At 47.9% G+C, this 13,193-nt stretch carries 11 protein-coding genes; all 11 read right to left on the bottom strand.

Going from position 1 to position 13,193, the window contains the following annotated elements; translation table 11 throughout:
- Positions 1 to 4: 4 nt before the first annotated feature.
- Entirely contained in the window at positions 5 to 1,651 is a 1,647-nt protein-coding gene (locus IEV98_RS04475) for a PspC domain-containing protein (protein ID WP_188504697.1), read from the bottom strand.
- A 58-nt stretch (positions 1,652 to 1,709) separates the two neighbouring features.
- Positions 1,710 to 2,120, bottom strand: a complete 411-nt coding sequence (locus IEV98_RS04470; RefSeq protein ID WP_188504696.1) for a PadR family transcriptional regulator — start codon at positions 2,118 to 2,120, stop codon at positions 1,710 to 1,712.
- Positions 2,121 to 2,295: 175 nt separating this feature from the next.
- Positions 2,296 to 3,846 (bottom strand): RagB/SusD family nutrient uptake outer membrane protein, encoded by a 1,551-nt coding sequence (locus tag IEV98_RS04465; protein ID WP_188504695.1) that lies wholly within the window; start codon positions 3,844 to 3,846, stop codon positions 2,296 to 2,298.
- A gap of 14 nt (positions 3,847 to 3,860) precedes the next feature.
- On the bottom strand, positions 3,861 to 6,872 hold the full coding sequence (locus IEV98_RS04460; protein ID WP_188504694.1) for a SusC/RagA family TonB-linked outer membrane protein: 3,012 nt from the start codon (positions 6,870 to 6,872) through the stop codon (positions 3,861 to 3,863).
- A 146-nt stretch (positions 6,873 to 7,018) separates the two neighbouring features.
- Positions 7,019 to 7,210 carry a hypothetical protein gene (locus tag IEV98_RS04455; RefSeq protein ID WP_188504693.1) on the bottom strand — a complete coding sequence of 64 codons (192 nt, stop codon included), beginning with the start codon at positions 7,208 to 7,210 and terminating at the stop codon, positions 7,019 to 7,021.
- Between the two features lie 17 nt (positions 7,211 to 7,227).
- Positions 7,228 to 7,704, bottom strand: coding sequence for a gliding motility lipoprotein GldH (locus tag IEV98_RS04450; protein ID WP_188504692.1), 477 nt, complete (start codon positions 7,702 to 7,704; stop codon positions 7,228 to 7,230).
- A 5-nt stretch (positions 7,705 to 7,709) separates the two neighbouring features.
- The gene (locus tag IEV98_RS04445; RefSeq protein ID WP_188504691.1) at positions 7,710 to 9,038 is read right to left on the bottom strand and encodes a PSP1 domain-containing protein; all 1,329 of its coding nucleotides are present in this window, start codon (positions 9,036 to 9,038) and stop codon (positions 7,710 to 7,712) included.
- A complete protein-coding gene (locus IEV98_RS04440) occupies positions 9,028 to 10,191 on the bottom strand; it encodes a DNA polymerase III subunit (protein WP_188504690.1) in 1,164 nt (387 codons plus the stop codon). Before IEV98_RS04440 ends, IEV98_RS04445 begins: the two co-directional genes overlap by 11 nt.
- A gap of 22 nt (positions 10,192 to 10,213) precedes the next feature.
- On the bottom strand, positions 10,214 to 10,978 hold the full coding sequence (gene map / locus IEV98_RS04435; RefSeq protein ID WP_188504689.1) for a type I methionyl aminopeptidase: 765 nt from the start codon (positions 10,976 to 10,978) through the stop codon (positions 10,214 to 10,216).
- A gap of 56 nt (positions 10,979 to 11,034) precedes the next feature.
- A complete protein-coding gene (gene tsaE / locus IEV98_RS04430) occupies positions 11,035 to 11,454 on the bottom strand; it encodes a tRNA (adenosine(37)-N6)-threonylcarbamoyltransferase complex ATPase subunit type 1 TsaE (protein WP_188504688.1) in 420 nt (139 codons plus the stop codon).
- A gap of 22 nt (positions 11,455 to 11,476) precedes the next feature.
- A complete protein-coding gene (gene porX / locus IEV98_RS04425) occupies positions 11,477 to 13,030 on the bottom strand; it encodes a T9SS response regulator signal transducer PorX (protein ID WP_188504687.1) in 1,554 nt (517 codons plus the stop codon).
- Positions 13,031 to 13,193: the final 163 nt, after the last annotated feature.

Below are 13,193 nucleotides of genomic sequence, written 5' to 3'. Positions count from 1 at the left end.
CCGCTTATTCATTTGTCGCAACCGAGTCAATAACCTGGCTGTCTATGCGGACAGTATCGATGATTGCAGGGGCTTCTGCTGGTGGAGGTGCCATCGCGCATTTCAAGCCTGATTCCGTCATCGTCCACTCGGTCTTATCTGGTATATTTCCGTTGGCATGTTCATGATTCTTCTCACATTGGCTGAATGGCAAGTCCGAAATATGCCGCTGCAGGTCTCTATCAATGACTAGCTTTGCCCCCACGGGCATATTCAACTTGAGGTATAGCTGCTGATCACGCATCAGATCCCCGTTGGCCAGGTTAAAGTGACTGTCGAAAACCAGCCTGTCTGCCTGCTGCTGGAAATGATAATTGATCTTACCCGCACGCGCGGCTGCGCCTTCATAAGTTGCCCCACGTGCCGAATATTCATACGTCAGGGAAGGAAGCTGTGTGGAATCCACTTTTACGATGCGCATATACATGCGGCTTTGCCATTCCATCATGGTGCGGTTGCGGACAACGGCCCGTTGCCGGATCAGTGAAGTCCGGTCGGTCGAGTCATTTTGTAACCGGATAACCGTTATGTCGTTTTTCGACAAGTGGTATATGGGTTGCTTTTCCAGCGAACGTTCTTCGACAACGGTGCTCTCTTCCCGGAAATCGTTAGCGGTGCGAACTGCATATACCGTTGTGAACCCCACCGCAATCAGCCAGACAGCCAATAGCGTAAAGCCGGTGTACTGCCCCATTGCAGATTTGTTGAACAATATCCGGATGATCAGTGCCACCAATGCTACGAAAGGAATGATAGCGACAAAAAGCGCGCTGACGAGCATTGGGCTTCGATAAGCCGGCTCGATGACATTGAGCGGAAACATGGCCATGTTCGTATCGCTTCCAAGGAAGCCGAAAGACGCAATGATGCTAATCGCCAATACGACCAATCCGCCGCATAATCCGACAATGAACAATACACCGATGACCTTTGCCAAGACGATAAATGCCTTCACCAAAAAACTCCCAGCCGAGTTGAGTCCGCGTTTAAGACCTTCCTCGGCTCCGGTAAAATTTGAGCGGAGGCCCTCCATCTCCTCCTGAAAGCTACGTTTGAAATTCTGCAGGTTTGGTGCCTCCCCGCGCATGGCCATCCGGTCTGCACGGGTACGGGCTAGCGGCATCACAATCCAGAGGATAACATACAGCAGGAGACCGGTACCGCCGAAGACAAACAGCAACACCAGGATAAGCCTGATCCACCGGGCCTCTATGGCAAAATAATGCCCCAATCCACTACATACGCCACCGAACACCTTATCGTCCGGATCGCGCATCAGCTTGCGCTGCCCACTCACGGGTGGAAAGTCATACGCATCCGCAGATGTGTAACCTTCTTCCTGTTCGCCCGCCTCGAAATCGCTCACCCGCCCCATTTGGGCAATGACATCATTGACGTCTTGCATGGTAATGACTTCTTTTTTGCCTTGAATGATGCGATCGTTGAACATCTCGGCGATGCGATTTTCGATATCGCCGACGATTTCGTGGCTATCGGCCGAATGTCCGAAATGCTTCTTCACATCTATCATATAGGAGCGGAGCACTTCATAAGCATCTTCTTCAATGTGGAAGACAATGCCGTTTATATTAATGATGATGGTCCTGTTCATTTTCTTGTGGTTTTTATAGTTTGTTTAATGTCTGTCAAATATTGATGTCTCTAAATCGCTATTGCCCTTCGTCCGATGTTGTTCCGACATCGCTCTGCTCATCGGTTGCCTGTTTTGCTTCAGCAACTGTCCCGCCCTCCACACGCCCTTCCAGGGATGTCTGCACGGCGAAAACAAGTTCTTCCCAAGTGGTATCCAGTTTGTTGAGTACTTCCGTGCCCGCTGGCGTGATCTGGTAATATTTGCGCGGCGGGCCCGAGGTGGATTCCTTCCATACATAGCTAAGGAGTCCGTTGTTTTTGAGGCGGGTGAGCAGGGGATATAAGGTACCCTCTACCACCAGCAGTCGCGCTTTCTTGAGCTCGCCGATGATGTCTGAGGCATATATCTCGCCCCGCGAGATAATTGAAAGGATACAGTATTCCAGTATCCCTTTCCTCATTTGGGTTTGCGTGTTATCTACTATCATAATACAAAGATATATGTTTTAGTTTGTACTATGCAATACATAGTAGTATATAAAATCACATCTATTTGATAATCAGTAACAAAATTTTCAAAAGCCGAGTTGAGCAAGCCAAAAAAGCCACCTCATAATGAAGCGGCTTTTTGGAAATAACGAAATTTAGGTGTTTTACTCTTTTTTAGTATCCTGGATTTTGTTCGAGATTAGCATTAACCGCCAATTGTTGGCTTGGTATTGGATATACTAACCGATGCGGCTCGGATGCGGTAGTCCTTACCAACCCCGGCTCTAAGAACTTGCCAAAACGGATCAAATCTTGCCTTCTCCAACCTTCCCAATAAAGCTCACGGCCGCGCTCGTCGATTAAATCATCCAACGTGAGGGTGGTAAATGGTGCGATACCGCGGTTGGTCCGTATGGTATTCACTAAGGTCAGTGCTTCAGACGGTGCACCGGTACCGCCGCGTAAGATAGCTTCAGCTTTCATCAGCAAAACATCGGCATACCGGAACACGACCCAATCATTATTACGTTGGCCAGACGGCACGCTGTAATCAAAGGCGTATTTCATGACGCGGATGCCCGCTGTTTCCAACGTGCTACCCGATGTCCGGATGGTGATTTCTCGCGTGAATGAAAGTGGCTGACTTGAAGGGTTCCGCGCGTTCAACGGTCGGCCGGTATTCATGTTGTATTGTTGTCCAATAAAGAAACCTACATTTTTCCGTTGATCTGGATTATCCATCGTATCAGCGGGATAATCGTAGTAGATACCCAGCCGTTCGTCACCTTCCTCATACAGGTCATAGTAATCTGAAAGTGTACACCAGCCGTTCCATCCGCCTGGAACCATGTTGTAGTGCGCCACCGTGTTCCATGTCCGATCAACATTGCCTCCTCGTACTCCGTTCTCATTATACAATGTAAAGATGTTTTCTGTGGACACAGCATGATTATTCGGCGAAAAATTATCGAAATAATGGCCGGGAGCCGAGATGGTATACCGGTTGCTGGCGGCAATTTGATTAGCTAATTCGATCACTTGGTTCATATCAGCTGCTTCGAACGTGGGGCTTTGTCTATTGAGGAATACTGCCTTGTTCAAATATAGTTTCATTGATAACGTACGGGCGGCATTTTGGTTAGCAACATACGCTGCTCCCGTACTTGGTAGATCGTTCATAATCTCATCCAGTTCACGGGTAATAAAGTCAATGGCTTCTTGGGCTTGCAACGTGGTTGGATTGGTGCGAAAATCTTCCAAGTCTTCCCGATAGGGTACTACTCCCCAAAGATTTAACACATCATACATGCTGAGTGCTCGAATAAACCTTGCCTCTGCCGCTTGTTGGGCCGAAGGATTATTACGCAATACGTTGGATGCCTGGAATTGCACGGTCAATAGCCTGTTGAACGTGTTATTCATGTAACCATTATCAGCATTCCATGTATGAAGATGGATGGCCCGGTGCATCCCATTGTCATCCCAGTCGCCGCCGCGAGTGGGGGCGATGGCCGCATCGGTGGAAATCTCTTCCAACACCCACCGCTGTTCTTGCTGGTAAGGTTCATTCAGCGCAGTGTAGGCTCCAATCAATAAATCGGCCGTATTCACGGTCGACACCCCTTGCTCCAACTCACTTCGGAGCTGCTCGTCTAAATCGGTACAGGAGATTGCCAATCCCGCGATAACCAAAAAAAGAGTACGATATAATTTAAAAGCGTTCATGATTTCTCTTTTTGCTATAGTGAAAAATTAATACCTAAAAGAAACGTCCTGGCCGGCGGGTAGGGGATATATTCGATTCCCAATGAGGGTATATCTTCAGATGCACCGTCTGTATTCACTTCCGGGTCAAACCCATTGTAACCCGTTAGGATAAATAAATTCTGGCCAGTAAGGGATACGTTCAGGTTTCTAATGGCACTACCAATATTGCCCACGTTATAACTCAAGGTCAGGTTTGACATTTTCATAAAATCTCCTTTTTCAAGATAACGATTGGAAGGCGATGCGGAATTTGACGTAGACTCGACCGCCTGTGGATCGAAGAACACGTGACCGATATTCCGGTTCGATAAGTTATTCACCCCCAAAACGGTGGCCATGGTGTTGTTGAACAGGTAATGGCCAAAAGCCCCGTGCATGTTGATAGTGGCCGTCAACCGTTTATAGCTCACGTCAGTGGAGATACCCAACAGGTACTTGGGGTTGGGGCTGCCCAGGTAAAACTTATTCAATGCCGGGTCCACGTCGGTGCCTGCCGTCCCGTCAAGCCCCTGATACCTGCTGGTTCCCGTTGTCGGATCTATTCCTTCGAACCTGGCTAAATACCATACGTTAAGCGGTTGGCCACTCACCATTCGTTGACCCAGCACACCGGAGAAGCCCTGCCCCCGGAGCTGCGCCGTTTCGTAATAACCTAATAGACCGCTTACCTTGTTCTCCAAATAGGTGGCGTTCACACCCAGATTCCAGTTCCAATTCTCCTGCTGAATAATGTTGCCCATCAAAGCCAACTCCACACCCTCGTTGATGATTTCGCCATCCAGATTCACCCATATCCGGCCTCTGGGTGCTGGCTGAGCAAGCGTTTGTTCAAATAGCGCATCTGTAGTTGTTTTGCGGAAATAATCCACCGAACCGGAAAGTCTGTTTTGGAAAAATCCGAAATCGACACCGGCATTGATGGTCGAAGAACTTTCCCACCTTAAGTCCGGATTGCCGAAATTGGCCTGTACGATACTCTGTGGCTCAAATATATAACGGTCTTTTGAAGCCCCCGAGGGAAACTCCTGATTACCCGTCTGCCCCCATCCCAAGCGCAACTTAAGATTGCTGATGTGCGTGTTACCTTGCAGGAAATCCTCGTTGGACAAATTCCACGCAAATGCGACCGAAGGGAAGTTGGCGTATTTATTGTTTTCTCCAAATTTTGTCGATCCGTCCCTACGGATTGTACCAGTAAGTAGGTACCGGTCCCGATAATTAAAGGCTATCCGGGCAAAATAAGATTGGAGTTCATTGGTTGGGCTTCTGAACGAATTGATATCCCTATTGTTGGCAATGGAGTACCTTAAGTAGTCAAAATAGTCAATATCCCCCAGATCAGAAAAACCAGTTCCGCTTACCGAATTCCATCGGGTATCATAACTCAGGTACTCATATCCCACTACGGCATTCAAGTTTAAGTCCATCGCTATTTCTTTATTAAAAGACAGCGTATGGGTCAGTTGGTGGTTGGTCTCGGTATCATTGCCGATGAATGCGCCGCCGTTATTGATATCGTTCGGATTGATCATCCCAGCGATAAACCTGCCGGTCCGACGACCGGCTTGGTGGGTAAGGCTGTACATCAATTTGTATTCCAGTTCTTCGGTAATTTTGAAGGATGGAGCAAAGCTGGCTAAAATCGTATTGACCTTCGAGTTGTCTTTATACGCGGCCAATGTCGTGAGTGGATTTCTAAGGTCGGAAGACTGAAAAGTCAACTCGCCATTGCTGCCTCTCAGTGGGAGTGTTGGGTTCCACTGCAGCGCCTGGGAAATCACATTCCCGGTAAAGCCCACGCCAACATCGATAGGCGCGATATTTTCGTCGGTCTGTGCCGCCAAGATATTAATGTCAAGTCCCAAGCGTTTACTTTCCAGAAACCTGAAGTTGCTACTCACATTGGCCGTGTATTTTTTGAACCGTGAAGTTTCAATGATGCCGTTCTGGTCTAAGTAACCGGCGGATATACGGTATCGGCCGTCTTCATTGCCGCCGGAAATGTCTATCGAATAGTTTTGGGTCATGGCCGCCCGGGTAATGGCATCGAAGGCATACTCGTCTCCGCCGAAGTCTGTGGAATCTCCTTCCAACCCATAGGCTTGGAGGGCCTGCCGGAACTGACTTGCACTCAACACTTCCGGCTTCTTCAACAAGTTGGAGAAACCTGTTGACGCGACCACATTCAGCGTGGGGGTACCCGATCGGCCACGCTTAGTAGTGATAATGACCACACCGTTGGCACCCCGCGACCCGTAGATCGCCGTTGCCGACGCATCTTTCAAGATGTCCATGCTGGCGATGTCGTTGGGATTAAGGTAACTGAGAGGATTTCCACCGTCAGACCCGTAGCCTCCCCTACCTCCGGGGCGAGCCGATGTGCCCGACAGCGGGATGCCGTCCACCACAAACAACGGATTATTGCTGGCGCGGATGGATGAATTTCCTCGAATCCGCACGGTCGTGGATCCGCCCGGCTGTCCCGTATTATTGATGACCATTACCCCTGCTGTGCGCCCTTGTATCAACTGGTCGGGAGCTGCAATCACGCCTTTGTTGAAATCCTTAGCCTGTACCGATGCTACTGAACCAGTCAGATCCCGCTTTCGCGTAGTGCCATAGCCGATAACCACCACTTCATCTAGGTTTTCGCCGCTTGGTACTAATTCAAAATCAATGGTTTGTACCGACCCCGATACCGTAACGGTTTGCTCTGCCTGCTCATAGCCGATAAACGATACGGTAACTACATACGTGCCATCGGGAACGTCCGTGAACGTATACAGGCCTTGTTCGTTCGTTCCGGCCTGCCTATTGAGTTCCGCAATGTGCACGGATGCTCCGGCCAAGGGTGCCTGACTTTCATCCACTACTTTACCTTGGATACCGCCGGTTTGCGTATATCCGGTCGTTGCCCATAGCAACAGCAACAGCGCGCCAGCGTAACCGCCTACGCACCGACAAAATAATACACTTGTTCTCATATTGATGTGTGTTTATTAATAATTGGCATTGGTAGTCATGAGGCTGTCATGACCAGAAAAGTGCTATCGGACGTGTGGTCGCATCCGACTGCCAAGAGAAACAACAACAAACGAGATTTTTTGTTTGCGGTAGTAATTGTTAATCATCAGTTCCGCCGCTTCAGCAGGTATTTTCGGTACCGTTGCAAAGCAAACATGACTAGACCAGAAGCAACCCCCAAGGTAATCAGTGGATGCCCCTGAGGAAGGGCAAGCAGACTAAAGATGCAAAAAATCACGACGAAGACATAGCCGTAACTGAAATAGGGATGGAGAATGATTTTCTGCAATTTTTCCATGTTTTAGGCGCTCTATATCATTCGACTGGTTCGATTCGGAGGCCAACATCACTGATTTCACGGAGCGGATTGTCGCGCATGTTTTGTTCAAGTCCAAATACATAGCTCCCCGTATCCGGGAATCGTACGTTTTCCTTGATCAACTGCTGGTGGGCATATACGCTCCCCGTACCACGCCCTAGCCAGCGCCCATCAGGTTCGGCAAGACGCAGTTCAAACCGTTCGGTCGTATCACGCCCTTGGGGCTGATGTTGGTGCAACAATATAAAAATATTCGAATATTGATAGTCCGGTGTATGCCTGAGATTGAGATAAATATTATACGGTCTGGTCGTATCCGTGATGTGTGCGACCACGCGGGGCCGGTCATCGTAATGCCATGCATGACTGTCAATGGCAATATGTTGGTCCACTACGGCAACATCAGTACATGACAATACCAAGAAGAAACCCACACCATAAAAAACCTGTATCGCTGATTGGCAATGGCGCATCTTGATTAGCTATCTTGCCCCCCCTGTTGCTGCCCTCCTGGCTTCCCCTTTCGATTGTTTCCGCGAAATCGCTTTTTTGGTTTAGCTTGAGCATCAGGTGCTTTCTTCTCGTTCGAGGGTGCAGCAGGGCGTGCCGGCTTCGCTTTATTTCCGGGTTTGTCCTGCTGTTGCGGCGGGGCCGGCCGTTTTCCATCGGGCTTCCTTTTGCTTTTGCTCCGCCGCTTCTTCTTGTTCCGATCATCCAAGCGGGTAAGGCTATCCTGCCCTACTACGTTTTCATAGTCGTAAATGACGGGCTTTTCCTCGACTACTTCCATGACCACGGCTCCGATTTCTTCCGGCTTCACGCCATCTTTATTCAATTGGTGAATTTCCTTTACCCGATTGGTGGTCAGCGGAATCCAATTTTCCTCACCGGGATAACTAAACCACATTAGTTTTTTGAAAATATCGGTTTTCTGAAGGTAGGCCGTACCTTTTTGTGTTTCTATCCGCTCTATGTTGTTGGGAATGTCTTTAAGGGCATCCATGTAACTATCCAGCTCATAGTTGAGGCAGCATTTAAGCTTTCCACATTGGCCGGCAAGTTTCAAGGTATTGAGTGACAAGTTTTGATAGCGGGCTGCCGATGTTGATACGGTTTTGAAATCAGTAAGCCACGTAGAACAGCATAGTTCTCTGCCGCAGGAACCGATACCGCCTAGTCTGCTGGCTTCCTGCCGCATACCGATTTGCCGCATTTCTATGCGGATTCGGAAGGCTTCGGCCATGCGTTTGATGAGTTCCCTGAAATCGACCCGTCCATCTGCGGTGTAATAAAACGTGGCCTTTGACTTATCGCCCTGATAGTCCACGTCGCTGATTTTCATCGACAAACCCAGATCAAGTGCCAATTTGCGGGCGCGGTGCATGGTTTCCCACTCCAGGTCTTTAGCGGCCTGCCATTTCTTGATATCGGTATCGGTAACCTTTCGGTATATCTTTTTGGCTACGCTGGTTGCATCGACTTTGTTCTTCTTCAATTGCAGCCGCACCAATTCGCCCGTCATTGATATGTGCCCGATGTCATATCCGCCCGTACTGGGCTCCACAACCACCATTTCACCCATCTCTAGGTATAGGTTTTCATGATTGATATAAAATTCCTTGCGCGACCCCTTAAATCGGACCTCAACAATGTTGAAGGGTTTATAATTTGTTGGCATGTCCATATGGGCCAGCCAATCGTATACATCTAACTTATTACATCCGCTGGTCATGCAAGCGCCATTATTCTGGCAACCTGCGGGTGTGCTGCCACACCCACCGCCGGATGAGCAACTGCTACATCCCATAATTATCGATATATGTTGAGTCCGCCTGTTGGCGGAACGTTTGATATTTATATATTAAAACCAATTGCAAAGATAAATCTAAAAATAATATTTTTGGATTCGCATTGCGTTCTATATGATAGTGTGCCTCTTCAAATAAGCGGATAGCCTCTCCAATCTGCTGCACCGGATAGTGCTGGCTAAACTTCCGAGCAAAATCCAATTCGGCACTTGGTAAATGCACTAATGGAGACGCATCCGCCTTGAGTAACACCACCTGCCTCATCATATTAATGGCGTAAAGTAAGAAACTTTTTTGATTTTCACGCCCTAATTTCGACAATTCCTCTTCGCATATTTTGATCAATGCAGACCCTGCATCCATAACGCAGTGACGTAGCCAGCGCACCATTAAATCGAAGTGGCCCCGGGTGTCCTCCCCCAAAAGATTGATGGCCTGCTGAAGATTTCCATTACTAATAAATGCAATCTCATTAGCCTGATGTTCCGTCAATTGCTGCGTATCCATCAAATATCGGCTTACCTGCTCATTATCGAGCCGGTTTATCTTTACCAACTGGGTCCGTGAAATAATGGTATTCAATATTCGATCCGGGTTTTCTGCAACCAGCAGAAACAACGTGTTGGCCGGTGGCTCTTCGATCAGTTTCAGCAGCGCATTGCCCTGGGCGTCCAAATACTCCGGCAACCACATAATGAGCACTTTGTATGTTGCTTCAAAGGCTTTAAGACTTAGCTTCTTGATGATGTGGTGTGCCTCTGCAATATTGATGTTAGCTTGCTTGTTTTCAGCATCCAGTTGGTCTCGCCAATAACTAAGGCCCAGGTATGGGTTGCCCAAAAAAGCCCGCCGCCACTCCTCTACGTATGTAGCGGCGGTATCTTCTTTATGTTTGGCAAAGAAGGGGTATGACAAATGCAGGTCGGGGTGAATGAGCTTGTTGTATTTGCGGCAGGAGGTGCAGGCCCCGCAACTGTCGTTCGTCTGTCTGTTCTCGCAGTTGATGTATTGGGCATACGCAACAGCCAATGCCAAGCTTCCGCTTCCTTCGGGGCCAAGGAAAAGCTGCGCATGGCTTACCCGGTTTTCGCGTACCGTATTGAGAAGGTGTTGCTTTACGTGTTCCTGTCCGACAATTTCTTTAAATAGCATAGGCTAACTAAGGTCCATTTTGTCAATCCCAGATTCCATTCTTTACCGTCAAAACAATGGGACGGCCATCCGTAACAACAAGGGTATGCTCATGCTGTGCGACAAAACCACCCCTGTTGCCAACAAGCGTCCACCCGTCTTCCAATGTATCAGCAAAAGTAGAGCGGCTTGAAATAAATGTCTCCACGGCAACCACGGAATTCCTTCTGAATCGGGTTTTATTAGACCGGTCGTAATAATTGGCTATTTCATGGGGCTCTTCATGCAGGCGCCTTCCTACGCCATGTCCCGTAAGGTTCTTGATGACCGTATATCCGGCTTTCTTTGCTTCCTGTTCAATCAATCGCCCAATTTCCGCAATACGAACTCCACCGCTTATGTGACCGATGGCCTTTTGCAAAATCCTTTTGGAAGCGTCTACCAACCGCTGATGGTTGCCGATATCTTGCCCCAGTACAAATGATCCGCCATTGTCTGCCCAAAAGCCGTTAAGCTCCGCCGAAACATCGATATTTACCAGGTCCCCTTCATGCATTATCCGATCATCGCTAGGTATTCCGTGTGCAATTTCGCCATTCAGGCTAATGCAAGTCCACCCAGGAAAACCATAGGATACGGCTGGTGCAGACCTAGCGCCGTACCGTTCGAGCAGCTGCCGCCCGAAATTATCCAACTGTTTGGTGGTCATACCCGGCTCAGCATACGCGCGCATTTGCTTAAGCGTTAATGCAACGGCTTCACTGACTTGCTGTATTCCGACCCATTCTGATTCGCTTGTTATTGACATGCGCTTAAATTTCCCAAAGGTACAAAAAAAGCCTTGAAGCAATATCCCGTCCTGCGCTACGGCTGCCCGTCCACGGTGATACTCCGACGACCATCGGTTAGCGCAACAATGTCTACCCGTATGGCACCAGCGGGCAATAAACCGCTGATTTTCTCTGGCCACTCCACGAAACAATACCTCCCAGAATAGAAGTATTCTTCGTAACCCAAATCAAATGCTTCTTGTTCGGACTTAATCCGATAAAAATCGAAATGATATAAAGGGCCTTCCGCCGAATGATATTCATTGACAATGGCGAAAGTAGGGCTCGACGTGACGCCCGTAACCCCTAATTGCTCGCACATTGCCTTAATCAGTGTGGTTTTTCCCGATCCCATTTCGCCATAAAACAACAGCACGCGGCAACTACCAGCTGCTGCCAATACGCGTGCAGCGGCACCTGGCAATTCACGCAAGTTATCAACTTCTAAGACCATTACCGCAAAAATACGGTTTTTGCTATTTGGTGGTGTATGTTGCGAAAGGAATAATCACCTCTTCCAATGATATGCCGCCATGCTGGAACGTTTCATTGAAGTAATTGACAAAATGATTGTAATTATTGGGGTATACAAAGTAAGTGTCTTCTTTGGCAAAAATGAAGCTGGAGCTGACGTGAAGCTTCGGCAACATCGCATCATGCGGATTTTTGACATGGAATACATCTTTCGCAATGTAGTTGAGGTTTTTACCTTGTTTATAACGCAAATTGGTATTGGTATTACGATCTCCAATAACCTTGCTCGCACGCTTTACCCGAATAGTTCCGTGATCGGTGGTGATGATTACCCGCACCGGTTTTTGCGAAAGCCACTTCAATGCATCTAAAAGCGGGGAATGCTCAAACCAAGAAAGCGTGAGTGAGCGATAGGCAGCCTCATCATTGGCTAATTCACGAATCATGGCCATATCGGTACGAGCGTGGGAAAGCATGTCGACAAAATTATAGACCAATACATTGAGATCATTACCCATCAGGTTGCTGAGGTTTTCAGCCACGTCGCGTCCCTGTTCGAGGGTGAGCACTTTGGTATAGGAGTGCTTACATTCCTTTCGGTAAATCCGCTTGATTTGGTCGGTGAGAAACTTATCCTCATGTAGGTTTTTACCCCCTTCGTCCTCATCATTTTGCCATATATCCGGATGCTGGCGCTCCATCTCTAAGGGCATCAGTCCACTGAATATTGCGTTGCGCGCGTACTGTGTAGCGGTAGGGAGGATGCTGTAGTAGCTGTCCTCTTCTTCAAGTCGGAAATAATTCGTGATGACTTCATTGATCACACGCCATTGGTCGTACCGGAGGTTGTCAATTAGGAAGAAAAAAGTAGGTCTATTATCTTGCAGCGTTGGAAAAACCTTCTTCCGAAACAATTGGTGTGACATTACTGGGCCTTTTTCAGGCTCCTTCACCCATTGGAGATACTTTTTTTCGATAAACTTGAAAAACTGCATATTGGCTTCAGCCTTTTGCAGCGTTAATACCTCGTGCATGCCCGCGTCTTCTAGCTTTTCAAGCGACAGTTCCCAGTAAATCAGTTTTTTGTATACATCCGCCCACTGTTCATAGTCCAGATTATCATTCAGGATCATGCCCAGATTCCGGAAATCCTGCTGATACGCCATGGATGTTTTTTCACTGATCAACCGTTTGTTTTCGGTCAGTTTCTTGATGGTAAGCAGTATTTGCTTGGGGTTGACCGGCTTAATCAGGTAATCATCGATTTTGGAGCCTATGGCATCCTCCATCAAGTGCTCTTCCTCATTCTTGGTGACCAATACCATGGGTACGGCAGGATTGATGTTCTTCAGCTCCGAAAGGGTTTCCAACCCCGTGAGGCCCGGCATGTTTTCATCCAGAAAAACCAAATCATAAAATCCTTTTTTAAACGCATCAACCGCATCATTGCCATTGGTTACCGTCTTTACTCCATATCCCTTCTCATTCAACAGCATGATGTGGGGTTTCAGCAAATCAATTTCATCATCTGCCCAAAGTATATTCGTCTCTTGCATTCCAACTCCTCAAATAATATAATCTTTTCTACATCAAAATAATGGCGAACATAGCGAAAAGTTTGCCTGTATCGACATTTTTAACATAAATTAACAGCGGCTTAACGTATCTTTGCACGGTACAACTGCGGCGGGCAAAAGCACCCTCCGCATTGAAAGCAGC

The sequence above is a fragment of the Parapedobacter pyrenivorans genome, assembly GCF_014636865.1.
GTDB classification, from domain to species: domain Bacteria; phylum Bacteroidota; class Bacteroidia; order Sphingobacteriales; family Sphingobacteriaceae; genus Parapedobacter; species Parapedobacter pyrenivorans.
The sequence above is the reverse complement of the archived record's forward strand: the minus strand, read 5'-3'. Positions and strand labels throughout refer to the sequence as shown.

What these genes read in the sequence shown, in the direction of transcription:
- porX (WP_188504687.1), bottom strand. Translation starts at nt 13,030, where the DNA reads ATGCAAGAGACGAATATACTTTGGGCAGATGATGAAATTGATTTGCTG.
- IEV98_RS04475 (WP_188504697.1), bottom strand. Translation starts at nt 1,651, where the DNA reads ATGAACAGGACCATCATCATTAATATAAACGGCATTGTCTTCCACATT.
- IEV98_RS04460 (WP_188504694.1), bottom strand. Translation starts at nt 6,872, where the DNA reads ATGAGAACAAGTGTATTATTTTGTCGGTGCGTAGGCGGTTACGCTGGC.
- IEV98_RS04455 (WP_188504693.1), bottom strand. Translation starts at nt 7,210, where the DNA reads ATGGAAAAATTGCAGAAAATCATTCTCCATCCCTATTTCAGTTACGGC.
- IEV98_RS04470 (WP_188504696.1), bottom strand. Translation starts at nt 2,120, where the DNA reads ATGATAGTAGATAACACGCAAACCCAAATGAGGAAAGGGATACTGGAA.
- IEV98_RS04465 (WP_188504695.1), bottom strand. Translation starts at nt 3,846, where the DNA reads ATGAACGCTTTTAAATTATATCGTACTCTTTTTTTGGTTATCGCGGGA.
- tsaE (WP_188504688.1), bottom strand. Translation starts at nt 11,454, where the DNA reads ATGGTCTTAGAAGTTGATAACTTGCGTGAATTGCCAGGTGCCGCTGCA.
- map (WP_188504689.1), bottom strand. Translation starts at nt 10,978, where the DNA reads ATGTCAATAACAAGCGAATCAGAATGGGTCGGAATACAGCAAGTCAGT.
- IEV98_RS04440 (WP_188504690.1), bottom strand. Translation starts at nt 10,191, where the DNA reads ATGCTATTTAAAGAAATTGTCGGACAGGAACACGTAAAGCAACACCTT.
- IEV98_RS04445 (WP_188504691.1), bottom strand. Translation starts at nt 9,038, where the DNA reads ATGGGATGTAGCAGTTGCTCATCCGGCGGTGGGTGTGGCAGCACACCC.
- IEV98_RS04450 (WP_188504692.1), bottom strand. Translation starts at nt 7,704, where the DNA reads ATGCGCCATTGCCAATCAGCGATACAGGTTTTTTATGGTGTGGGTTTC.